Origin of the sequence: Streptomyces sp. NPDC007905, assembly GCF_042959345.1 — a bacterium.
Lineage (GTDB): Bacteria > Actinomycetota > Actinomycetes > Streptomycetales > Streptomycetaceae > Streptomyces.
Genome location: NZ_JBIBKS010000015.1, coordinates 1 through 19,034, shown reverse-complemented (window position 1 = coordinate 19,034; position 19,034 = coordinate 1). Strand labels below are relative to the sequence as shown.

Here is a 19,034-nt window from a genome sequence, read left to right as displayed (position 1 = left end):
TTCCGCCGTAAACGCGGAGGAATGTCCCGGGTTCCGGGCCTTTACAGCAAAGATCACCTGGCGCCGATGAAGTAAGGCGTACAGAACCACTCCACAGGAGGACCCCAGTGGCGAAGGCGAAGTTCGAGCGGACTAAGCCGCACGTCAACATCGGCACCATCGGTCACATCGACCACGGTAAGACGACCCTCACGGCCGCCATTACCAAGGTGCTGCACGACGCGTACCCGGACCTGAACGAGGCCACCCCGTTCGACAACATCGACAAGGCGCCCGAGGAGCGTCAGCGCGGTATCACCATCTCCATCGCGCACGTCGAGTACCAGACCGAGGCGCGTCACTACGCCCACGTCGACTGCCCGGGTCACGCGGACTACATCAAGAACATGATCACGGGTGCGGCGCAGATGGACGGCGCCATCCTCGTGGTCGCCGCCACCGACGGCCCGATGCCGCAGACCAAGGAGCACGTGCTCCTGGCCCGCCAGGTCGGCGTTCCGTACATCGTCGTCGCCCTGAACAAGGCCGACATGGTGGACGACGAGGAGATCATGGAGCTCGTCGAGCTCGAGGTCCGTGAGCTCCTCTCCGAGTACGAGTTCCCGGGCGACGACCTGCCGGTCGTGCGTGTCTCCGCGCTGAAGGCCCTCGAGGGCGACGCGCAGTGGACCCAGTCGGTCCTGGACCTGATGAACGCCGTGGACACCTCCATCCCGGAGCCCGAGCGTGACGTCGACAAGCCGTTCCTGATGCCGATCGAGGACGTCTTCACGATCACCGGTCGTGGCACCGTCGTCACCGGTCGTATCGAGCGCGGTGTGCTCAAGGTCAACGAGACCGTCGACATCATCGGCATCAAGACCGAGAAGACCACCACCACGGTCACCGGCATCGAGATGTTCCGCAAGCTGCTCGACGAGGGCCAGGCCGGTGAGAACGTCGGTCTGCTGCTCCGTGGCATCAAGCGCGAGGACGTCGAGCGCGGCCAGGTCATCATCAAGCCGGGCTCGGTCACCCCGCACACCGAGTTCGAGGCGCAGGCCTACATCCTCTCCAAGGACGAGGGTGGCCGCCACACGCCGTTCTTCAACAACTACCGTCCGCAGTTCTACTTCCGTACGACGGACGTGACCGGCGTCGTGACCCTCCCCGAGGGCACCGAGATGGTCATGCCGGGTGACAACACCGAGATGACGGTGGAGCTCATCCAGCCCGTCGCCATGGAAGAGGGCCTGAAGTTCGCCATCCGTGAGGGTGGCCGGACCGTGGGCGCCGGCCAGGTCACCAAGATCAACAAGTGATCTTGAACTGACCCGGCCCGGTCTCTGACCTGGTAGCTGTCGGAGGGGCCCGTACGACTTCGGTCGTGCGGGCCCCTTCGCGTTCCCGGAAGCGGTTCCGAAACTACCGGCGGCCACGGCTGCCACGGCGGCCACGACCGGTTCCCGGACCGACCGGCCCCTCCCGTCCGGGCGCGGACCACCTCGGACAACGTCAACGCGACGCCCACACAACACACCGTGACGAGGATCGGCGTTCACCGGTTGAGGTTCTGGAGGGTGGATCCGACGGTGGTGCTGCAACGGCTCCTGATCGACACGGAAGGGCTGCCGGCGCTGTGCCTGGGTCCGCCGGAGAGTCGGCGGCTGCAGCACGGTGTGCGGTGAGGGGTGGACGAGGGGCGGTCTGGTTCGCCAACGACCCGGTGGACGGCGCGCTGGGCCTCATGACCTGGGACCCTGCCACCGCGGCGCACTGTCTGTCCTCGGACGCGCACATGAAGTACCTGATGAAGGACCGGGACTGGGACGTCACCTTGCACGTACGGCAAGGGCCGACGGCCACCACGTACGCGACCGGCCTCGACGCGGACAACCGGGCGGGCTTCGGTGCGGCGCTCCAGGCGGCGGCGACCGGGATCGACCCGGCGGCCCCGGGCATGCGCACTACGTGTCACACGGGAAGTCGCACGGGAAGCAGAACGAGGCGGTTGTCAGGTCAGCCCTCGGCTACCTCGCGGAGAGCGGCGATGACTTCCCTCCGGCGCTGCGCAAGCCTATGGCCGACCTCCTGGTGAATCACGGCGCCACGGTCCACGCGTCCATGAGCGAGATCGACATCGCGCACTCCCCCCTGAAACAGGACCAGCTCTTCGAGGTGGCCAAGCAGATCTCCAAGGACAAGGACGCCTACGGCACGCTGAACGGTGGCCTCAACCAGGCGATGGTCTCGGACATCTACAAGGACCACTCGAACTCCTCGGAATCCCTGACCCGCGCCGGGCGCACGGTCGGCTTCCTGGAGGAGGCCCGCATCCAGGCGCAGGGAGACCCCAAAACAGCAGAATTCGAAGCGAAGCCACTCTTCGACAAGGCGATCAGTTATATCCCGGTGGCGAGTGATGATGTCCAGGAGGGGTTCGACTTCGTCACGGAGAAGTGGTTGGCCGATGAACAGAAGCGGCTGGATGATCAGCAGGCAAAGGACACCTTCGCGAGTTACCAGCACAGGAATGGCCAGCTGACCGCGCTCGCCGAGGAATGGAGCAAAGCCCACGGTTGGAAATGAGCCGTCCTATGCTCGACAGGATCTGGCGGAGAAGTCTGTGGAAGCCGGCATCGATCACGCGCGGGGCGTGTCCGGGGAGGTCGACAAGGGACGCGCTCTCTCAAGATCCTACTTCCGTTTGCGGCCCTGATTCCGGCAGTTGGGGCTGGAGTCTGGTTTGGGACGCGCAGCGATGACGCAGAGCTGCCTGGCTCGTTGTGTGGAACTGAAGTGAGCCGGAGCCTCTCCCGGGCACTTCTGCGGGCACGGGGCACGGTGACCGAACGCAATAAAGTTGACCATCTTAAGCCGCAGCCCTCCTCGTGGTGTGAGGTTCTCACCAATGGGGAGAGCGCTCTCTCCATGAGGTTTGCCTGGCATCCGGACGCAGTTGACCCCTATGAGGTCGCGCAAGCCGGCAACTCTGTTTCGAGCATCGCAGAGCCAGTTCGCCTGAACGCTACGTACGAGACCACTGTGGGTAATAATGGAGCGATCTCCACTGCCCGTTGCGAGACCAGTATTGGTTCTTGCTTCACCCTCACGGTCCTGCTGGAAAAGGCCAATCCTGTCGACCGTAGTTACCGCAACGACATCGAAAAGTTCATGCGTGCCTACTTCCCGGCCACTGTTGGAACTCTCGGGTGTGGCTGAGGGGCAGAAGACGGGGAGTGCCGTGAGTGAGTCGGCGTCCAGGACGGTGGGCTCCCGGGCGGGCCCGCCCGGTGAGGTCCCGTGGCCGGCCCGGCGGCCGCTCCGTAGCCGTCCGGAGAGCACACCGGTTTGACCTACATCACCTTCGGGGTAATCTCTTCGACCCGATTGGCCAGGCCCCTGCCCCATATGGCAGACTGTCCGAGTTGCTCGGTCGAGTGTTGATGCTGCGCGCCTCCCGCCGGGAGGACCGGAAGCGAGTCCCACAGTACTCGTCGTCCTAACTGCCTGATGGCAGCACTGGGGCGGACGTACGGGAATCTTCCGGGAAGCGTGGGCGCGGCACCGGCCAGGCGCCCGGTGGGCCTTCCGCCCCCGGCTTGCGGTTCCGGAAGGGCCGTGTGCATTCCCCGCAGGGATGTTCGAACAAGGGACATCTGTGTCAGCGGGAGCGCGACACGCCCGACCGCGTGGGTCGGAGAAGCGAAGGCAGCAGAGGGAATCCGCCGGGTTCCAGAGCGTGAGAAGAGACAGGACTACTGAGTAGCCATGGCGGGACAGAAGATCCGCATCCGGCTCAAGGCCTACGACCACGAGGTCATCGACTCTTCGGCGAAGAAGATCGTCGAGACGGTGACCCGGACTGGTGCGTCGGTCGCGGGCCCGGTGCCGCTGCCCACTGAGAAGAACGTGTACTGCGTCATCAAGTCGCCGCACAAGTACAAGGACTCGCGCGAGCACTTCGAGATGCGCACGCACAAGCGCCTGATCGACATCCTCGACCCGACCCCCAAGACCGTTGACTCTCTGATGCGACTCGACCTCCCGGCCGGTGTCGACATCGAGATCAAGCTCTGAGGCCGGTGATCTGAACGATGGCTAAGCAGATCAAGGGCATCCTGGGCGAGAAGCTCGGCATGACGCAGGTGTGGGACGAGAACAACCGTGTTGTTCCGGTCACCGTCGTCAAGGCCGGCCCCAACGTCGTCACCCAGGTCCGCACGAACGACGTCGACGGCTACGAGTCCGTCCAGATCGCGTTCGGCGAGATCGACCCGCGCAAGGTGAACAAGCCCCTCAAGGGCCACTTCGCCAAGGCCGACGTCACTCCCCGCCGCCACCTCGTCGAGATCCGTACCGCTGACGCCAGCGAGTACACCCTCGGCCAGGAGATCACCGCCGAGGTGTTCGAGGCCGGCATCAAGGTCGACGTGACCGGCAAGAGCAAGGGCAAGGGCTTCGCCGGTGTCATGAAGCGTCACAACTTCAAGGGCCTCGGCGCCGGACACGGCACCCAGCGCAAGCACCGCTCGCCCGGTTCCATCGGTGGCTGCGCCACCCCGGGCCGCGTGTTCAAGGGCCTCCGCATGGCGGGTCGCATGGGCAACGAGCGGGTCACCACCCAGAACCTGACCGTCCACGCCGTTGACGCGGAGAAGGGTCTGCTGCTCATCAAGGGCGCGGTTCCCGGTCCGAACGGCGGCCTCGTCCTGGTCCGCACCGCGGCCAAGGGGGCCTGAGGTACCGATGAGCACTGTTGACATCCTTTCGCCTGCCGGCGAGAAGACCGGTAGCGTCGAGCTCCCCGCGGAGATCTTCGGCGTGGAGAAGATCAGCATCCCGCTGATCCACCAGGTCGTCGTCGCGCAGAACGCCGCTGCCCGTCAGGGCACGCACAAGACCAAGCGTCGCGGTGAAGTCCGTGGTGGCGGCAAGAAGCCGTACCGCCAGAAGGGCACCGGTCGCGCCCGTCAGGGTTCGACCCGCGCGCCGCAGTTCGCCGGTGGTGGCGTCGTGCACGGTCCCGTGCCGCGTGACTACTCGCAGCGCACCCCGAAGAAGATGAAGGCCGCGGCCCTGCGCCACGCCCTCACCGACCGGGCGCGTCACAACCGCATCCACGTCGTCTCCGGCGTGGTCGAGGGCGCGAACCCCAGCACCAAGGCCGCCAAGAGCCTGTTCGGCAAGATCTCGGAGCGCAAGAACCTGCTCCTGGTCGTCGAGCGCGCCGACGAGGCCGCGTGGCTGTCCGCCCGCAACCTGCCCCAGGTCCACATCCTGGAGCCGGGCCAGCTGAACACGTACGACGTTCTCGTCTCGGACGACGTGGTCTTCACCCAGGCCGCGTTCGAGTCCTTCGTGTCTGGCCCCAAGGCCGCTGACACCGAAGGGAGCGAGGCCTGATGGCTACGCGTCACCCGAGCATTGCCTCCAAGGCTGCCAAGGCCGCCAAGGCCGCGCGCGTCGCCAAGGCGCGTCGCCACGCCACCGAGGGCAAGAACACCGTCGAGACCCCGCTGAGCAAGTCGTACACGGACCCCCGTGACGTCCTGCTGAAGCCGGTCGTCTCCGAGAAGAGCTACGCGCTTCTCGACGAGAACAAGTACACGTTCATCGTCGACCCGAACGCCAACAAGACCCAGATCAAGCAGGCCGTCCAGGCGGTCTTCTCGGTCAAGGTCACCGGGGTCAACACGATCAACCGCCAGGGCAAGCGCAAGCGCACGAAGACCGGTTTCGGTCAGCGTGCCGGCAGCAAGCGCGCGATCGTGACCCTCGCCGAGGGCGACCGTATCGACATCTTCGGCGGTCCGACCGCGTAAGCGGGTCGGATCGTCCGATATCGGACGAGGACTGAGAAATGGGAATCCGCAAGTACAAGCCGACTACGCCGGGCCGTCGTGGCGCCAGCGTCGCCGACTTCGTCGAGGTCACGCGGTCCACGCCGGAGAAGTCGCTGGTCCGCCCTCTGCACAGCAAGGGCGGCCGTAACAACGCCGGTCGTGTGACCGTTCGCCACCAGGGTGGCGGACACAAGCGCGCCTACCGCGTGATCGACTTCCGTCGTCACGACAAGGACGGCGTGCCGGCGAAGGTCGCGCACATCGAGTACGACCCCAACCGCACCGCGCGCATCGCGCTGCTGCACTACGCCGACGGCGAGAAGCGCTACATCCTCGCCCCGCGCAACCTGCAGCAGGGTGACCGCGTCGAGAACGGTCCCGGGGCCGACATCAAGCCGGGCAACAACCTGGCCCTCCGCAACATCCCGGTCGGTACCACGATCCACGCGATCGAGCTCCGTCCCGGTGGCGGTGCCAAGTTCGCCCGCTCCGCCGGTGCCTCCGTGCAGCTGCTCGCGAAGGAGGGCTCGATGGCCCACCTCCGCATGCCGTCCGGTGAGATCCGCCTGGTCGACGTCCGCTGCCGCGCCACCATCGGCGAGGTCGGCAACGCCGAGCAGAGCAACATCAACTGGGGCAAGGCGGGCCGCAAGCGGTGGCTGGGCGTTCGCCCGACCGTCCGTGGTGTGGTCATGAACCCGGTTGACCACCCGCACGGTGGTGGTGAGGGCCGGACCTCCGGTGGTCGCCACCCTGTGTCCCCGTGGGGCAAGAAGGAAGGCCGTACTCGTTCGCCCAAGAAGGCGTCGAACAAGTACATCGTCCGCCGCCGCAAGACGAACAAGAAGCGCTAAGGACGGGTTGAGATGCCTCGTAGCTTGAAGAAGGGACCCTTCGTCGACGACCACCTGATCAAGAAGGTGGACGCCCAGAACGAAGCGGGCTCTAAGAACGTCATCAAGACCTGGTCCCGTCGCTCGATGATCGTCCCGGCCATGCTCGGCCACACGATCGCGGTGCACAACGGCAAGACCCACATCCCGGTGTTCGTCACCGAGTCGATGGTCGGCCACAAGCTCGGCGAGTTCTCGCCGACCCGCACCTTCCGGGGCCACGTCAAGGAAGACCGGAAGTCGAAGCGCCGCTAGTAGCGGATCGCATTCAGACACGTAAGTAACTGAAGGGACAACCATGGAAGCCAGGGCCCAGGCGCGGTACATCCGCGTCACGCCCATGAAGGCCCGCCGCGTGGTGGACCTTATCCGTGGCATGGACGCCACGGAGGCTCAGGCTGTTCTGCGATTCGCTCCGCAGGCAGCCTCCGTGCCCGTCGGCAAGGTGCTCGACAGCGCCATCGCCAACGCCGCGCACAACTACGACCACACCGATGTCGACAGCCTCATCGTTTCCGAGGCCTACGTCGACGAGGGCCCGACCCTGAAGCGGTTCCGTCCGCGTGCCCAGGGCCGTGCCTACCGGATCCGCAAGCGGACCAGCCACATCACCGTGGTCGTCAGCAGCAAGGAAGGAACCCGGTAATGGGCCAGAAGGTAAACCCGCACGGGTTCCGGCTCGGTGTCACGACCGACTTCAAGTCGCGTTGGTACGCCGACAAGCTGTACAAGGACTACGTCAAGGAAGACGTCGCCATCCGTCGGATGATGACGTCCGGCATGGAGCGCGCCGGCATCTCGAAGGTTGAGATCGAGCGCACCCGTGACCGCGTGCGTGTGGACATCCACACCGCTCGTCCGGGCATCGTCATCGGCCGCCGTGGCGCCGAGGCCGACCGCATCCGCGGTGACCTCGAGAAGCTCACGGGCAAGCAGGTCCAGCTGAACATCCTCGAGGTCAAGAACCCCGAGACCGACGCTCAGCTGGTTGCCCAGGCCGTCGCCGAGCAGCTCTCCTCCCGCGTCTCCTTCCGTCGGGCCATGCGCAAGAGCATGCAGTCCGCCATGAAGGCCGGCGCCAAGGGCATCAAGATCCAGTGCGGTGGCCGCCTCGGCGGCGCCGAGATGTCCCGCTCGGAGTTCTACCGCGAGGGCCGCGTGCCCCTGCACACGCTCCGCGCGAACGTGGACTACGGCTTCTTCGAGGCCAAGACGACCTTCGGCCGCATCGGCGTGAAGGTCTGGATCTACAAGGGCGACGTCAAGAACATCGCCGAGGTCCGCGCCGAGAACGCTGCGGCCCGTGCGGGTAACCGCCCGGCCCGTGGCGGTGCAGACCGCCCGGCCCGTGGTGGCCGTGGTGGCGAGCGGCGCGGTCGCAAGCCGCAGCAGGCTGCCGGCGCCGAGGCCCCCAAGGCCGAGGCTCCCGCGTCCGCTCCGGCTGAGAGCACCGGAACGGAGGCCTGACCGACATGCTGATCCCCCGTAGGGTCAAGCACCGCAAGCAGCACCACCCGAAGCGCAACGGTATGTCCAAGGGTGGAACGCAGGTTGCGTTCGGCGAGTACGGCATCCAGGCGCTGACCCCGGCCTACGTGACGAACCGCCAGATCGAGGCGGCTCGTATCGCGATGACCCGCCACATCAAGCGTGGCGGCAAGGTCTGGATCAACATCTACCCGGACCGTCCCCTCACCAAGAAGCCCGCCGAGACCCGCATGGGTTCCGGTAAGGGTTCTCCGGAGTGGTGGATCGCCAACGTCAAGCCCGGACGCGTCATGTTCGAGCTGTCGTACCCCAACGAGAAAATCGCCCGTGAGGCGCTGACCCGTGCGGCCCACAAGCTGCCGATGAAGTGCCGGATCGTCAAGCGCGAGGCAGGTGAAGCGTGATGTCGGCCGGTACCAAGGCGTCCGAGCTGCGCGAGCTGGGCAACGAGGAGCTTCTGAACAAGCTCCGCGAGGCCAAGGAAGAGCTGTTCAACCTCCGCTTCCAGGCGGCGACGGGCCAGCTCGAGAACCACGGTCGGCTGAAGGCCGTCCGTAAGGACATCGCGCGGATCTACACCCTGATGCGTGAGCGCGAGCTGGGCATCGAGACGGTGGAGAGCGCCTGATGAGCGAGAGCAACGTGACTGAGAACACCGAGGCACGCGGATTCCGCAAGACCCGCGAGGGTCTGGTCGTCAGCGACAAGATGGACAAGACCGTCGTCGTCGCCGTTGAAGACCGCGTCAAGCACGCGCTGTACGGCAAGGTCATCCGCCGTACGAACAAGCTCAAGGCGCACGACGAGCAGAACGCTGCGGGCGTCGGCGACCGCGTCCTCCTCATGGAGACCCGGCCGCTGTCCGCGACGAAGCGCTGGCGCGTCGTCGAGATCCTCGAGAAGGCCAAGTAATTTCCTGCGGGACCAACCCCGCAGGTCAGTTCCGCCAGGCTCGGCAGGGGTCCTCGTGACTGAGGCCCCTGCCGGGAACCGGCAGACGATCAGGAGATAGACGTGATCCAGCAGGAGTCGCGACTGCGTGTCGCCGACAACACTGGTGCGAAGGAGATCCTTTGCATCCGTGTGCTCGGTGGCTCCGGTCGCCGCTACGCGGGCATCGGTGACGTCATCGTCGCCACCGTCAAGGACGCGATCCCCGGTGGCAACGTGAAGAAGGGTGACGTCGTCAAGGCGGTCATCGTTCGCACCGTCAAGGAGCGCCGCCGTCCGGACGGCTCGTACATCCGCTTCGACGAGAACGCCGCCGTCATTCTGAAGAACGACGGCGACCCTCGCGGCACCCGCATCTTCGGCCCGGTCGGGCGTGAGCTGCGCGAGAAGAAGTTCATGAAGATCATCTCGCTGGCTCCGGAGGTGCTGTAAGCATGAAGATCAAGAAGGGCGACCTGGTCCAGGTCATCACCGGCAAGGACAAGGGCAAGCAGGGCAAGGTCATCGCGGCCTACCCCCGCGAGGACCGTGTCCTGGTCGAGGGTGTCAACCGGGTCAAGAAGCACACCAAGGCCGGTCCGACCGCTCGCGGTTCGCAGGCCGGTGGCATCGTCACGACCGAGGCCCCGATTCACGTGAGCAACGTTCAGCTCGTCGTGGAGAAGGACGGCAACAAGGTCGTCACGCGTGTCGGTTACCGCTTCGACGACGAGGGCAACAAGATCCGCGTTGCCAAGCGGACGGGTGAGGACATCTGATGGCTACCACCACCACTCCGCGTCTGAAGCAGAAGTACCGCGAGGAGATCGCGGGCAAGCTGCGTGACGAGTTCAAGTACGAGAACGTCATGCAGGTTCCCGGCCTCGTCAAGATCGTGGTCAACATGGGTGTGGGCGACGCCGCCCGCGACTCCAAGCTGATCGAGGGCGCGATCCGCGACCTCACCACGATCACCGGTCAGAAGCCGGCCGTCACCAAGGCCCGCAAGTCCATCGCGCAGTTCAAGCTGCGTGAGGGCCAGCCGATCGGTGCCCACGTCACGCTCCGTGGCGACCGCATGTGGGAGTTCCTGGACCGCACCCTGTCGCTCGCGCTGCCGCGCATCCGCGACTTCCGCGGCCTGTCCCCCAAGCAGTTCGACGGCCGTGGCAACTACACCTTCGGTCTCACGGAGCAGGTCATGTTCCACGAGATCGACCAGGACAAGATCGACCGCACCCGGGGTATGGACATCACCGTGGTGACCACGGCGACCAACGACGCTGAGGGCCGTGCGCTCCTTCGTCACCTCGGCTTCCCGTTCAAGGAGGCGTGAGCGAGATGGCGAAGAAGGCTCTGATCGCTAAGGCTGCTCGCAAGCCGAAGTTCGGTGTGCGTGGCTACACCCGCTGCCAGCGCTGTGGCCGCCCGCACTCCGTGTACCGCAAGTTCGGCCTGTGCCGCGTGTGCCTTCGTGAGATGGCTCACCGTGGCGAGCTGCCGGGCGTGACCAAGAGCTCCTGGTAATCCCCCTTATTTAGGGATTCCAGGGCTCTCGGTAAGCAATGGGCGTGTCAGGCGCCCTCCTCTCCATGGCTTAGGCTTGGAGGGTTGGGCGCCTGACGGTCGCCCGTACGACTTACTACGCCGTAGGTCCACCGCGCCGCACCCGTCCCGTCTCGGATCGGGGAGAGGGATGGCGCACCAGGAAACCCCGGCGAGAGAGGCCGAAGGCCAATTCATGACCATGACTGATCCGATCGCAGACATGCTTACGCGTCTGCGTAACGCGAACTCGGCATACCACGACTCCGTGACGATGCCGGCATCGAAGATCAAGTCGCACATCGCGGAGATCCTCCAGCAGGAGGGCTTCATCACGGGCTGGAAGATCGAGGACGCCGAGGTCGGCAAGAACCTCGTCCTCGAGCTGAAGTTCGGGCCGAACCGTGAGCGCTCCATCGCGGGCATCAAGCGGATCTCCAAGCCCGGTCTCCGGGTGTACGCGAAGTCCACCAACCTGCCGAAGGTGCTGGGCGGCCTGGGCGTGGCGATCATCTCCACGTCGCACGGCCTCCTCACCGACAAGCAGGCCGGCAAGAAGGGCGTGGGTGGGGAAGTCCTCGCCTACGTCTGGTAGCGGAAGGGAACGGAGGAAACAGCTATGTCGCGTATTGGCAAGCTCCCCATCACGGTTCCCGCCGGCGTGGACGTCACCATCGACGGCCGTACGGTCTCGGTCAAGGGCCCCAAGGGCGAGCTGACCCACACCGTCGTGGCACCGATCGAGATCGTCAAGGGTGAGGAAGGCGTTCTGAACGTCACCCGCCCGAACGACGAGCGTCAGAACAAGGCCCTGCACGGCCTGTCCCGCACGCTGGTGGCGAACATGATCACCGGCGTGACCCAGGGTTACGTGAAGAAGCTCGAGATCAGCGGTGTCGGTTACCGCGTGACGGCCAAGGGCTCGAACCTCGAGTTCGCGCTCGGCTACAGCCACCCGATCGTCGTCGAGGCGCCCGAGGGCATCACCTTCAAGGTGGAGACCCCGACCCGCTTCCAGGTCGAGGGCATCGACAAGCAGAAGGTCGGCGAGGTTGCGGCCAACATCCGCAAGCTGCGCAAGCCCGACCCGTACAAGGCCAAGGGTGTCAAGTACGAGGGCGAAGTCATCCGCCGCAAGGTCGGAAAGGCGGGTAAGTAAGCCATGGCATACGGGCAGAAGATCCTCAAGGGCGACGCCTACAAGCGCGCCGCGATCAAGCGCCGTCACATCCGGATCCGCAAGAACCTTTCCGGTACGGCGGAGCGCCCCCGTCTGGTCGTGACCCGCTCCAACCGCCACATCGTGGCGCAGGTGATCGACGACCTGAAGGGCCACACCCTTGCTTCCGCGTCCACTCTGGACGCGTCGGTCCGTGGTGGCGAGGGCGACAAGTCCGCGCAGGCCAAGCAGGTCGGCGCCCTGGTCGCCGAGCGTGCCAAGGCCGCCGGCGTCGAGGCTGTCGTGTTCGACCGTGGTGGCAACCAGTACGCCGGGCGCATCGCCGCCCTGGCGGACGCCGCCCGCGAAGCCGGGCTCAAGTTCTGAGCCTGCCGTAGCTAGCGGAAACAGAGAGAGGTAATTCCAATGGCTGGACCCCAGCGCCGCGGTGGCGGTGCCGGTGGCGGCGAGCGGCGGGACCGGAAGGGCCGTGACGGCGGCGCTGCTGCCGCCGAGAAGACCGCGTACGTTGAGCGCGTTGTCGCGATCAACCGCGTCGCCAAGGTTGTGAAGGGTGGTCGTCGCTTCAGCTTCACCGCGCTGGTCGTGGTGGGCGACGGTGACGGCACCGTGGGTGTCGGTTACGGCAAGGCCAAGGAGGTGCCGGCCGCCATCGCCAAGGGTGTTGAGGAGGCCAAGAAGCACTTCTTCAAGGTCCCCCGTATCCAGGGCACCATCCCGCACCCGATCACGGGTGAGAAGGCTGCCGGCGTCGTTCTGCTCAAGCCCGCGTCTCCCGGTACCGGTGTTATCGCCGGTGGCCCGGTGCGTGCCGTGCTCGAGTGCGCCGGTATCCACGACGTGCTGTCGAAGTCGCTCGGCTCGTCGAACGCGATCAACATCGTGCACGCGACCGTGGAGGCCCTCAAGGGCCTGCAGCGTCCCGAGGAGATCGCGGCCCGCCGTGGTCTGCCCCTCGAGGACGTCGCCCCCGCGGCTCTGCTGCGTGCGCGTGCCGGGGCTGGTGCTGCGTAATGGCCAAGCTCAAGATCACGCAGACGAAGTCGTACATCGGCAGCAAGCAGAACCACCGTGACACCCTGCGCTCCCTTGGTCTCAAGGGCATCAACACGCAGGTCGTCAAGGAGGATCGTCCCGAGTTCCGCGGCATGGTGCACACCGTCCGCCACCTCGTGACGGTCGAGGAGGTCGACTGATCATGGCGGAGAACAACCCGCTCAAGATCCACAACCTCCGTCCCGCCCCGGGCGCCAAGACCGCCAAGACCCGTGTGGGTCGTGGTGAGGCGTCGAAGGGTAAGACGGCCGGTCGTGGTACCAAGGGCACCAAGGCCCGTTACCAGGTTCCGGAGCGCTTCGAGGGTGGCCAGATGCCCCTCCACATGCGCCTCCCGAAGCTGAAGGGCTTCAAGAACCCGTTCAAGACCGAGTTCCAGGTCGTGAACCTCGACAAGCTGGCCGCGCTGTACCCCGAGGGTGGCGAGGTCACCGTCGAGGGCCTCGTGGCCAAGGGTGCCGTTCGCAAGAACAGCCTCGTCAAGGTCCTCGGCCAGGGCGAGATCTCCGTGGCGCTGCAGGTGACGGTCGACGCCGTCTCCGGCTCCGCCAAGGAGAAGATCACCGCCGCCGGCGGTACGGTCACCGAGCTCGTCTGAGTCCCTCGGACGCCTTGATGACGTGAACCACCCCGACCGGGGATACTCCACAGATAGGGGTATCCCCGGTCGGTCGTTCCTAGGGCAGCGGTCGCACAGGTAAGGTGGCCTGCACTGCCCACTTTCACGGAGTGCTTCCCATGGGGCACTCTGAGCGGCAGTTGGCCGTTAGTCATTCGTCGAACCTCAAGACCGTCACCCTTGACGCAGTTGCGCGGGGGTCGCAGGAGGCACCGTGCTCACCGCGTTCGCCCGGGCGTTCAGGACGCCCGACCTGCGTAAGAAGCTGCTCTTCACGCTGGGCATCATCGTGGTGTACCGGGTGGGTACCCACGTTCCGATCCCGGGCGTCAACTACAAGGCAGTCCAGCAGTGCATGGACGAGGCGTCCGCCAACCAGGGCCTCTTCGGACTGGTCAACATGTTCAGCGGTGGCGCGCTGCTGCAGATCACGATCTTCGCGCTCGGCATCATGCCGTACATCACGGCCAGCATCATCCTTCAGCTGCTGACCGTGGTCATTCCGCGCCTCGAGGCCCTGAAGAAGGAGGGTCAGGCGGGTACGGCGAAGATCACGCAGTACACCCGTTACCTGACGGTGGCACTCGCCATCCTCCAGGGCACCGGTCTGGTGGCCACCGCTCGCAGCGGCGCGCTGTTCAACGGCTGCCAGGTCGCCGGCTCGATCGTCCCGAACCAGGCGATCTTCACCACCATCACCATGGTCATCTGCATGACCGCCGGTACGGCCGTCGTGATGTGGCTCGGTGAGCTGATCACCGACCGTGGCATCGGCAACGGCATGTCGATCCTGATGTTCATCTCGATCGCCGCGACCTTCCCGTCCGCGCTGTGGGCCATCAAGAAGCAGGGCACCCTGGCCGGTGGCTGGATCGAGTTCGGCACCGTCATCCTGGTCGGCCTGGTGATGGTCGGGCTCGTCGTCTTCGTCGAGCAGGCCCAGCGCCGCATCCCGGTGCAGTACGCGAAGCGCATGATCGGCCGTCGTTCCTACGGTGGTACGTCCACGTACATCCCGCTCAAGGTGAACCAGGCGGGTGTGATTCCCGTCATCTTCGCCTCGTCGCTGCTCTACATTCCGGCGCTGGTGGCGCAGTTCGCGGGAGGCAATTCGGGCTGGAAGACCTGGGTCGAGCAGAATCTGACCAAGGGCAGTCACCCGATTTACATCACTCTGTACTTCTTGCTCATCGTTTTCTTTGCGTTCTTCTACGTGGCGATCTCCTTCAACCCCGAGGAAGTCGCCGACAACATGAAGAAGTATGGTGGCTTCATCCCGGGCATCCGGGCTGGCCGACCGACCGCTGAGTACCTCAGCTACGTGCTCAACCGGATCACCTGGCCGGGTTCGCTGTATCTGGGTCTGATTGCTCTCGTGCCAACAATGGCGTTGGTCGGGTTCAACGCGTCGAACAACTTCCCGTTCGGCGGGACCAGCATCCTGATCATCGTGGGTGTCGGTCTCGAGACGGTGAAGCAGATCGAGAGCCAGCTCCAGCAGCGCAATTACGAAGGGTTCCTCCGCTGATGCGTATCGTCCTCGTCGGGCCGCCGGGTGCCGGTAAGGGAACGCAAGCCGTCCGACTCGCAGAGAAGCTGGGCATCCCGCACATCTCCACGGGCGACCTGTTCCGGGCCAACATCAGTCGGCAGACGGAGCTGGGCAAGCTCGCGAAGTCCTACATGGACGCCGGCAACCTTGTACCCGACGAGGTCACCATCGCGATGGCCAAGGACCGCATGGAGCAGCCGGACGCGGAGAACGGGTTCCTGCTGGACGGCTTCCCGCGCAACGTCTCGCAGGCGGAGGCGCTGGACCAGCTGCTGGAGAACGAGGGCATCACGCTGGACGCGGTCCTGGACCTGGAGGTCCCGGAGGAGGAGGTCGTCAAGCGGATCGCCGGCCGGCGCATCTGCCGCAACGACTCGTCCCACGTCTTCCACGTGACGTACAGCCGGCCGAAGCAGGACGACGTGTGCGACGTCTGCGGCGGGGAGCTGTACCAGCGCGACGACGACTCCGAGGAGACCGTCCGCAAGCGGCTGGAGGTCTACCACACGCAGACCGAGCCGATCATCGACTACTACAAGTCGCAGGGCCTGGTCCGTACGATCTCCGCGCTGGGCCCGGTGGACGAGGTCACCGAGCGGGCGCTGGAGGCCCTCAAGCGCGAGAAGGCCGAGAACAAGTAGATCGCGGTCCTTCCGGCCGCGGTGCCCCCCCCCCGGGTGCCGCGGCCGTAGTGTTGTGTACGTAACCCAGTCGACGTGTGACGGAGAGCGCAGGACCCCCATGGTGCAGATCAAGACCCCCGAGCAGATCGCCAAGATGCGTGCGGCGGGCCTGGTCGTCGCCGCGATCCACGCGGCCACTCGGGAGGCGGCGGTGCCGGGTGCCAGCACCAAGGACCTGGACGAGGTGGCCCGCAAGGTGCTCGCCGAGCACGGCGCCAAGTCGAACTTCCTCGGCTACGGCGGCTTCCCGGCCACCATCTGCACCTCCGTGAACGACGTGGTCGTCCACGGCATCCCCTCCGAGGACGTCGTCCTGAAGGACGGCGACATCATCTCCATCGACTGCGGCGCGATCGTCGACGGCTGGCACGGCGACGCCGCCTACACCGCGTTCGTGGGCTCCGGCCACGCCCCGGAGCTGATCGAGCTCTCCCGGGTCACGGAAGAGTCCATGTGGGCCGGCATCGCGGCCATGAAGCAGGGCAACCGCCTGGTCGACATCTCCCGGGCGATCGAGACGTACATCCGCCGCCAGCCCAAGCCCGGCGGCGGCAAGTACGGGATCATCGAGGACTACGGCGGCCACGGCATCGGCACCGAGATGCACATGGACCCGCACCTGCTGAACTACGTCGACCGCCGCCGGGGCAAGGGCCCCAAGCTGGTCCCGGGCTTCTGCCTCGCGATCGAGCCGATGGTCTCCCTCGGCACCCCGCGCACCGAGGTGCTGTCGGACGACTGGACGGTCATCACGACGGACGGCACGTGGTCCTCCCACTGGGAGCACTCGGTCGCGCTGACCGAGCAGGGTCCTCTGGTGCTGACGGCCACGGACGGCGGCAGGGCGAAGCTGGCGGAGTACGGCGTGACGGCGGCGCCCGACCCGCTGGCATGACGACGGCCCGCGCCCGTGAGACGCCGGTCACAGGCCGGCGCAGCCGCTCGAAAGCCCTTCAGGACGCTCCTGGCGCCGAGCCCCGCGAGGGCGGCGTCGAGGACGGGTCGACCGGACCGACGTCACGACGGACGGCAGGGTCCTGCGGCGGACGACGGAACGACGGTCGCTCCGGCTCTCCCCTGCATGAGGATCTCCGCTGTGGGGCAGACTTCCCCGATTCGTGTTTCCGGGTGCCCTGACGTAGACTGACTCGTCGGCTCTCGTGCACCCGCATGTCCGCATGCGCCCATAAGGGAAAGCAAGAGAGTCGATCAAGGTAGTCGATTCGAAGGGCGAAGCGTGGCCAAGAAGCAAGGTGCCATCGAGATCGAGGGCACTGTCGTCGAGTCTCTGCCGAACGCCATGTTCAAGGTCGAGCTCCAGAACGGCCACCAGGTCCTGGCACATATCAGCGGCAAGATGCGTATGCACTACATCCGTATCCTCCCTGACGACCGGGTCGTGGTGGAGCTGTCTCCGTACGACCTGACGCGTGGCCGGATCGTCTACCGGTACAAGTAGATCTTGCCCGAGCCCCGGGTCCGCCCGGAGCGATGGCACTGACCCGGAGAACCTCACCCAATGAAGGTCAAGCCGAGCGTCAAGAAGATCTGCGACAAGTGCAGGGTGATCCGCCGTCACGGTCGGGTCATGGTCATCTGCGACAACCCGCGCCACAAGCAGCGCCAGGGCTGACGCACGACCGAACCCTCTGCACCCATCGCAGAGATTCGCGCGACGCAAGCTGAATATGTTCATACGCAGAACCCGAGCCCTCCAGCTCGACACCCCCGGTTCGGAGGCCGGGGACCCGGTTCGTACCTGGTACGGCGGCCGGGAGCCGGTTCTGCGGAAGACCTCCGAAGATCACCAGGAGCCATTGAATGGCACGCGTTTCCGGTGTTGACATCCCGCGCGAGAAGCGCGTGGAGGTCGCCCTCACCTACGTGTTCGGCATCGGCCGGACCCTTTCGCAGCAGACGCTGGCGGAGACGGGCATCGACCCGAACACCCGTGTTCGTGACCTGAGCGAAGAGCAGCTGGTCGCGATCCGCGAGTACGTCGACAACAACATCAAGACCGAGGGTGACCTCCGTCGCGAGATCCAGGCCGACATCCGCCGCAAGGTCGAGATCGGTTGCTACCAGGGTCTCCGTCACCGTCGCGGTCTGCCCGTCCGCGGTCAGCGCACCAGCACCAATGCTCGTACCCGCAAGGGCCCGCGTCGCGCCATCGCCGGCAAGAAGAAGCCGGGCAAGAAGTAGTCCGCAGCGGACCTCTGTCCACGGTCTTCGCTGTAGGACCGACCACCTCCCGTAGGAGTTAGTAGATGCCCCCCAAGGGACGTCAGGGCGCTGCCAAGAAGGTGCGCCGCAAGGAAAAGAAGAACGTCGCTCACGGCCACGCGCACATCAAGAGCACGTTCAACAACACGATCGTCTCCATCACGGACCCGTCGGGCAACGTGATCTCCTGGGCCTCCGCCGGCCACGTCGGCTTCAAGGGCTCCCGGAAGTCCACGCCGTTCGCCGCGCAGATGGCTGCCGAGTCGGCCGCCCGCCGCGCCCAGGAGCACGGCATGCGCAAGGTCGACGTGTTCGTCAAGGGCCCGGGTTCCGGTCGTGAGACCGCGATCCGCTCCCTGCAGGCCACGGGCCTCGAGGTCGGCTCCATCCAGGACGTCACCCCGACCCCGCACAACGGCTGCCGTCCGCCGAAGCGCCGCCGCGTCTGACGCACGGCCTTCGTCAGGCTTCGGGTTCCGGGCGGTACGGCTCCTTCGGGCCGTGCCGCCCGTACCCTTGCAGTATCCGCGCTGTTCATGGGTGCGGTTTCCGTCGGACGTCAAATAGCGGGCGTCCACGAAAGAAGGATCTGATCCACACATGCTGATCGCTCAGCGTCCCTCGTTGACCGAAGAGGTCGTCGACGAGTTCCGCTCCCGGTTCGTGATCGAGCCGCTGGAGCCGGGCTTCGGCTACACCCTCGGCAACTCCCTCCGCCGTACCCTCCTGTCCTCGATCCCGGGTGCCGCTGTCACCAGCATCCGCATCGACGGCGTGCTGCACGAGTTCACCACCGTGCCGGGCGTCAAGGAGGACGTCACCGACCTGATCCTCAACATCAAGCAGCTGGTCGTCTCCTCGGAGCACGACGAGCCGGTCGTGATGTACCTGCGCAAGCAGGGCCCGGGTCTGGTCACCGCCGCCGACATCGCGCCCCCGGCCGGTGTCGAGGTGCACAACCCCGACCTCGTCCTCGCCACGCTCAACGGCAAGGGCAAGCTGGAGATGGAGCTGACCGTCGAGCGCGGTCGCGGCTACGT

The 19,034-nt window shown here is 65.8% G+C and carries 32 protein-coding genes and 1 pseudogene; all 33 read left to right on the top strand.

Translation table 11 applies throughout. The features are described 5' to 3' along the window. Window positions 1-107 precede the first annotated feature (107 nt). Window positions 108-1,301: an elongation factor Tu gene (gene tuf, locus ACFZDC_RS25490; protein WP_263211576.1), complete on the top strand. Its 1,194-nt coding sequence runs from the start codon at window positions 108-110 to the stop codon at window positions 1,299-1,301. A gap of 171 nt (window positions 1,302-1,472) precedes the next feature. Further along, window positions 1,473-1,667, top strand: a pseudogene (locus ACFZDC_RS25485) (hypothetical protein); the annotation flags it as partial. 436 nt (window positions 1,668-2,103) lie between these two features. Then, window positions 2,104-2,568 carry a hypothetical protein gene (locus tag ACFZDC_RS25480; protein ID WP_391327371.1) on the top strand — a complete coding sequence of 155 codons (465 nt, stop codon included), beginning with the start codon at window positions 2,104-2,106 and terminating at the stop codon, window positions 2,566-2,568. Window positions 2,569-2,823: 255 nt separating this feature from the next. After that, complete coding sequence (locus tag ACFZDC_RS25475) at window positions 2,824-3,201, top strand: hypothetical protein (protein WP_391327370.1); 378 nt, start codon at window positions 2,824-2,826, stop codon at window positions 3,199-3,201. Window positions 3,202-3,750: 549 nt separating this feature from the next. Then, on the top strand, window positions 3,751-4,059 hold the full coding sequence (gene rpsJ, locus ACFZDC_RS25470; RefSeq protein WP_003948644.1) for a 30S ribosomal protein S10: 309 nt from the start codon (window positions 3,751-3,753) through the stop codon (window positions 4,057-4,059). A 17-nt stretch (window positions 4,060-4,076) separates the two neighbouring features. Continuing rightward, complete coding sequence (gene rplC / locus ACFZDC_RS25465; RefSeq protein WP_020135811.1) at window positions 4,077-4,721, top strand: 50S ribosomal protein L3; 645 nt, start codon at window positions 4,077-4,079, stop codon at window positions 4,719-4,721. 7 nt (window positions 4,722-4,728) lie between these two features. After that, window positions 4,729-5,385: a 50S ribosomal protein L4 gene (rplD, locus tag ACFZDC_RS25460; RefSeq protein ID WP_391327368.1), complete on the top strand. Its 657-nt coding sequence runs from the start codon at window positions 4,729-4,731 to the stop codon at window positions 5,383-5,385. Next, a complete protein-coding gene (gene rplW, locus ACFZDC_RS25455) occupies window positions 5,385-5,804 on the top strand; it encodes a 50S ribosomal protein L23 (RefSeq protein WP_145886671.1) in 420 nt (139 codons plus the stop codon). Before rplD ends, rplW begins: the two co-directional genes overlap by 1 nt. 38 nt (window positions 5,805-5,842) lie before the next feature. Next, the gene (rplB, locus tag ACFZDC_RS25450) at window positions 5,843-6,679 is read left to right on the top strand and encodes a 50S ribosomal protein L2 (protein ID WP_031167077.1); all 837 of its coding nucleotides are present in this window, start codon (window positions 5,843-5,845) and stop codon (window positions 6,677-6,679) included. Window positions 6,680-6,691: 12 nt separating this feature from the next. Then, window positions 6,692-6,973, top strand: coding sequence for a 30S ribosomal protein S19 (gene rpsS / locus ACFZDC_RS25445; protein ID WP_095748093.1), 282 nt, complete (start codon window positions 6,692-6,694; stop codon window positions 6,971-6,973). 43 nt (window positions 6,974-7,016) lie between these two features. Then, window positions 7,017-7,364, top strand: a complete 348-nt coding sequence (gene rplV, locus ACFZDC_RS25440; RefSeq protein WP_391327364.1) for a 50S ribosomal protein L22 — start codon at window positions 7,017-7,019, stop codon at window positions 7,362-7,364. Then, the gene (gene rpsC, locus ACFZDC_RS25435) at window positions 7,364-8,185 is read left to right on the top strand and encodes a 30S ribosomal protein S3 (protein ID WP_003998826.1); all 822 of its coding nucleotides are present in this window, start codon (window positions 7,364-7,366) and stop codon (window positions 8,183-8,185) included. The genes rplV and rpsC overlap by 1 nt, the downstream gene beginning before the upstream one ends. A gap of 5 nt (window positions 8,186-8,190) precedes the next feature. Then, window positions 8,191-8,610 (top strand): 50S ribosomal protein L16, encoded by a 420-nt coding sequence (gene rplP / locus ACFZDC_RS25430; RefSeq protein ID WP_009190136.1) that lies wholly within the window; start codon window positions 8,191-8,193, stop codon window positions 8,608-8,610. Then, window positions 8,610-8,834: a 50S ribosomal protein L29 gene (gene rpmC / locus ACFZDC_RS25425; RefSeq protein WP_010036720.1), complete on the top strand. Its 225-nt coding sequence runs from the start codon at window positions 8,610-8,612 to the stop codon at window positions 8,832-8,834. Before rplP ends, rpmC begins: the two co-directional genes overlap by 1 nt. Beyond that, the gene (rpsQ, locus tag ACFZDC_RS25420) at window positions 8,834-9,118 is read left to right on the top strand and encodes a 30S ribosomal protein S17 (RefSeq protein WP_014674375.1); all 285 of its coding nucleotides are present in this window, start codon (window positions 8,834-8,836) and stop codon (window positions 9,116-9,118) included. The genes rpmC and rpsQ overlap by 1 nt, the downstream gene beginning before the upstream one ends. A 102-nt stretch (window positions 9,119-9,220) precedes the next feature. Further along, a complete protein-coding gene (rplN, locus tag ACFZDC_RS25415) occupies window positions 9,221-9,589 on the top strand; it encodes a 50S ribosomal protein L14 (protein ID WP_003998823.1) in 369 nt (122 codons plus the stop codon). Between the two features lie 2 nt (window positions 9,590-9,591). Then, window positions 9,592-9,915, top strand: a complete 324-nt coding sequence (gene rplX / locus ACFZDC_RS25410) for a 50S ribosomal protein L24 (protein WP_030671805.1) — start codon at window positions 9,592-9,594, stop codon at window positions 9,913-9,915. Further along, on the top strand, window positions 9,915-10,472 hold the full coding sequence (rplE, locus tag ACFZDC_RS25405) for a 50S ribosomal protein L5 (RefSeq protein ID WP_061920719.1): 558 nt from the start codon (window positions 9,915-9,917) through the stop codon (window positions 10,470-10,472). Before rplX ends, rplE begins: the two co-directional genes overlap by 1 nt. Window positions 10,473-10,477: 5 nt before the next feature. Beyond that, complete coding sequence (locus tag ACFZDC_RS25400) at window positions 10,478-10,663, top strand: type Z 30S ribosomal protein S14 (protein WP_003948630.1); 186 nt, start codon at window positions 10,478-10,480, stop codon at window positions 10,661-10,663. 214 nt (window positions 10,664-10,877) lie between these two features. Continuing rightward, window positions 10,878-11,276: a 30S ribosomal protein S8 gene (rpsH, locus tag ACFZDC_RS25395; protein ID WP_007494756.1), complete on the top strand. Its 399-nt coding sequence runs from the start codon at window positions 10,878-10,880 to the stop codon at window positions 11,274-11,276. 24 nt (window positions 11,277-11,300) lie between these two features. Continuing rightward, the gene (gene rplF / locus ACFZDC_RS25390) at window positions 11,301-11,840 is read left to right on the top strand and encodes a 50S ribosomal protein L6 (protein WP_234513432.1); all 540 of its coding nucleotides are present in this window, start codon (window positions 11,301-11,303) and stop codon (window positions 11,838-11,840) included. A gap of 3 nt (window positions 11,841-11,843) precedes the next feature. Further along, a complete protein-coding gene (gene rplR, locus ACFZDC_RS25385) occupies window positions 11,844-12,227 on the top strand; it encodes a 50S ribosomal protein L18 (protein WP_053661883.1) in 384 nt (127 codons plus the stop codon). Window positions 12,228-12,266: 39 nt separating this feature from the next. After that, window positions 12,267-12,875 (top strand): 30S ribosomal protein S5, encoded by a 609-nt coding sequence (rpsE, locus tag ACFZDC_RS25380; protein ID WP_030671799.1) that lies wholly within the window; start codon window positions 12,267-12,269, stop codon window positions 12,873-12,875. Then, window positions 12,875-13,057, top strand: coding sequence for a 50S ribosomal protein L30 (rpmD, locus tag ACFZDC_RS25375; RefSeq protein WP_391327359.1), 183 nt, complete (start codon window positions 12,875-12,877; stop codon window positions 13,055-13,057). The genes rpsE and rpmD overlap by 1 nt, the downstream gene beginning before the upstream one ends. Window positions 13,058-13,059: 2 nt before the next feature. Next, window positions 13,060-13,515 (top strand): 50S ribosomal protein L15, encoded by a 456-nt coding sequence (gene rplO, locus ACFZDC_RS25370; protein WP_003974249.1) that lies wholly within the window; start codon window positions 13,060-13,062, stop codon window positions 13,513-13,515. A gap of 235 nt (window positions 13,516-13,750) precedes the next feature. Next, window positions 13,751-15,064, top strand: coding sequence for a preprotein translocase subunit SecY (gene secY / locus ACFZDC_RS25365; protein WP_391327357.1), 1,314 nt, complete (start codon window positions 13,751-13,753; stop codon window positions 15,062-15,064). Then, entirely contained in the window at window positions 15,064-15,729 is a 666-nt protein-coding gene (locus ACFZDC_RS25360) for an adenylate kinase (protein WP_391327355.1), read from the top strand. The genes secY and ACFZDC_RS25360 overlap by 1 nt, the downstream gene beginning before the upstream one ends. Window positions 15,730-15,829: 100 nt before the next feature. Then, window positions 15,830-16,666 carry a type I methionyl aminopeptidase gene (gene map, locus ACFZDC_RS25355; RefSeq protein WP_391327353.1) on the top strand — a complete coding sequence of 279 codons (837 nt, stop codon included), beginning with the start codon at window positions 15,830-15,832 and terminating at the stop codon, window positions 16,664-16,666. 342 nt (window positions 16,667-17,008) lie between these two features. Next, window positions 17,009-17,230, top strand: coding sequence for a translation initiation factor IF-1 (infA, locus tag ACFZDC_RS25350; RefSeq protein ID WP_003948620.1), 222 nt, complete (start codon window positions 17,009-17,011; stop codon window positions 17,228-17,230). Window positions 17,231-17,290: 60 nt separating this feature from the next. Further along, window positions 17,291-17,404, top strand: a complete 114-nt coding sequence (gene rpmJ, locus ACFZDC_RS25345; protein WP_003974245.1) for a 50S ribosomal protein L36 — start codon at window positions 17,291-17,293, stop codon at window positions 17,402-17,404. A 188-nt stretch (window positions 17,405-17,592) separates the two neighbouring features. Further along, window positions 17,593-17,973: a 30S ribosomal protein S13 gene (rpsM, locus tag ACFZDC_RS25340; RefSeq protein WP_020135802.1), complete on the top strand. Its 381-nt coding sequence runs from the start codon at window positions 17,593-17,595 to the stop codon at window positions 17,971-17,973. A gap of 65 nt (window positions 17,974-18,038) precedes the next feature. After that, on the top strand, window positions 18,039-18,443 hold the full coding sequence (gene rpsK / locus ACFZDC_RS25335) for a 30S ribosomal protein S11 (RefSeq protein WP_003956432.1): 405 nt from the start codon (window positions 18,039-18,041) through the stop codon (window positions 18,441-18,443). Between the two features lie 151 nt (window positions 18,444-18,594). Continuing rightward, on the top strand, window positions 18,595-19,034 hold a 440-nt coding region (locus ACFZDC_RS25330), incomplete at its 3' end, for a DNA-directed RNA polymerase subunit alpha (RefSeq protein ID WP_351256666.1).

Bases quoted from the DNA above. Each gene is read 5' to 3' on its own strand.
- ACFZDC_RS25480 (WP_391327371.1), top strand. From the start codon at position 2,104: ATGAGCGAGATCGACATCGCGCACTCCCCCCTGAAACAGGACCAGCTC.
- rpsJ (WP_003948644.1), top strand. From the start codon at position 3,751: ATGGCGGGACAGAAGATCCGCATCCGGCTCAAGGCCTACGACCACGAG.
- rplC (WP_020135811.1), top strand. From the start codon at position 4,077: ATGGCTAAGCAGATCAAGGGCATCCTGGGCGAGAAGCTCGGCATGACG.
- rplD (WP_391327368.1), top strand. From the start codon at position 4,729: ATGAGCACTGTTGACATCCTTTCGCCTGCCGGCGAGAAGACCGGTAGC.
- rplW (WP_145886671.1), top strand. From the start codon at position 5,385: ATGGCTACGCGTCACCCGAGCATTGCCTCCAAGGCTGCCAAGGCCGCC.
- rplB (WP_031167077.1), top strand. From the start codon at position 5,843: ATGGGAATCCGCAAGTACAAGCCGACTACGCCGGGCCGTCGTGGCGCC.
- rpsS (WP_095748093.1), top strand. From the start codon at position 6,692: ATGCCTCGTAGCTTGAAGAAGGGACCCTTCGTCGACGACCACCTGATC.
- rplV (WP_391327364.1), top strand. From the start codon at position 7,017: ATGGAAGCCAGGGCCCAGGCGCGGTACATCCGCGTCACGCCCATGAAG.
- rpsC (WP_003998826.1), top strand. From the start codon at position 7,364: ATGGGCCAGAAGGTAAACCCGCACGGGTTCCGGCTCGGTGTCACGACC.
- rplP (WP_009190136.1), top strand. From the start codon at position 8,191: ATGCTGATCCCCCGTAGGGTCAAGCACCGCAAGCAGCACCACCCGAAG.
- rpmC (WP_010036720.1), top strand. From the start codon at position 8,610: ATGTCGGCCGGTACCAAGGCGTCCGAGCTGCGCGAGCTGGGCAACGAG.
- rpsQ (WP_014674375.1), top strand. From the start codon at position 8,834: ATGAGCGAGAGCAACGTGACTGAGAACACCGAGGCACGCGGATTCCGC.
- rplX (WP_030671805.1), top strand. From the start codon at position 9,592: ATGAAGATCAAGAAGGGCGACCTGGTCCAGGTCATCACCGGCAAGGAC.
- rplE (WP_061920719.1), top strand. From the start codon at position 9,915: ATGGCTACCACCACCACTCCGCGTCTGAAGCAGAAGTACCGCGAGGAG.
- ACFZDC_RS25400 (WP_003948630.1), top strand. From the start codon at position 10,478: ATGGCGAAGAAGGCTCTGATCGCTAAGGCTGCTCGCAAGCCGAAGTTC.
- rpsH (WP_007494756.1), top strand. From the start codon at position 10,878: ATGACCATGACTGATCCGATCGCAGACATGCTTACGCGTCTGCGTAAC.
- rplF (WP_234513432.1), top strand. From the start codon at position 11,301: ATGTCGCGTATTGGCAAGCTCCCCATCACGGTTCCCGCCGGCGTGGAC.
- rplR (WP_053661883.1), top strand. From the start codon at position 11,844: ATGGCATACGGGCAGAAGATCCTCAAGGGCGACGCCTACAAGCGCGCC.
- rpsE (WP_030671799.1), top strand. From the start codon at position 12,267: ATGGCTGGACCCCAGCGCCGCGGTGGCGGTGCCGGTGGCGGCGAGCGG.
- rpmD (WP_391327359.1), top strand. From the start codon at position 12,875: ATGGCCAAGCTCAAGATCACGCAGACGAAGTCGTACATCGGCAGCAAG.
- rplO (WP_003974249.1), top strand. From the start codon at position 13,060: ATGGCGGAGAACAACCCGCTCAAGATCCACAACCTCCGTCCCGCCCCG.
- ACFZDC_RS25360 (WP_391327355.1), top strand. From the start codon at position 15,064: ATGCGTATCGTCCTCGTCGGGCCGCCGGGTGCCGGTAAGGGAACGCAA.
- map (WP_391327353.1), top strand. From the start codon at position 15,830: ATGGTGCAGATCAAGACCCCCGAGCAGATCGCCAAGATGCGTGCGGCG.
- rpmJ (WP_003974245.1), top strand. From the start codon at position 17,291: ATGAAGGTCAAGCCGAGCGTCAAGAAGATCTGCGACAAGTGCAGGGTG.
- rpsM (WP_020135802.1), top strand. From the start codon at position 17,593: ATGGCACGCGTTTCCGGTGTTGACATCCCGCGCGAGAAGCGCGTGGAG.
- rpsK (WP_003956432.1), top strand. From the start codon at position 18,039: ATGCCCCCCAAGGGACGTCAGGGCGCTGCCAAGAAGGTGCGCCGCAAG.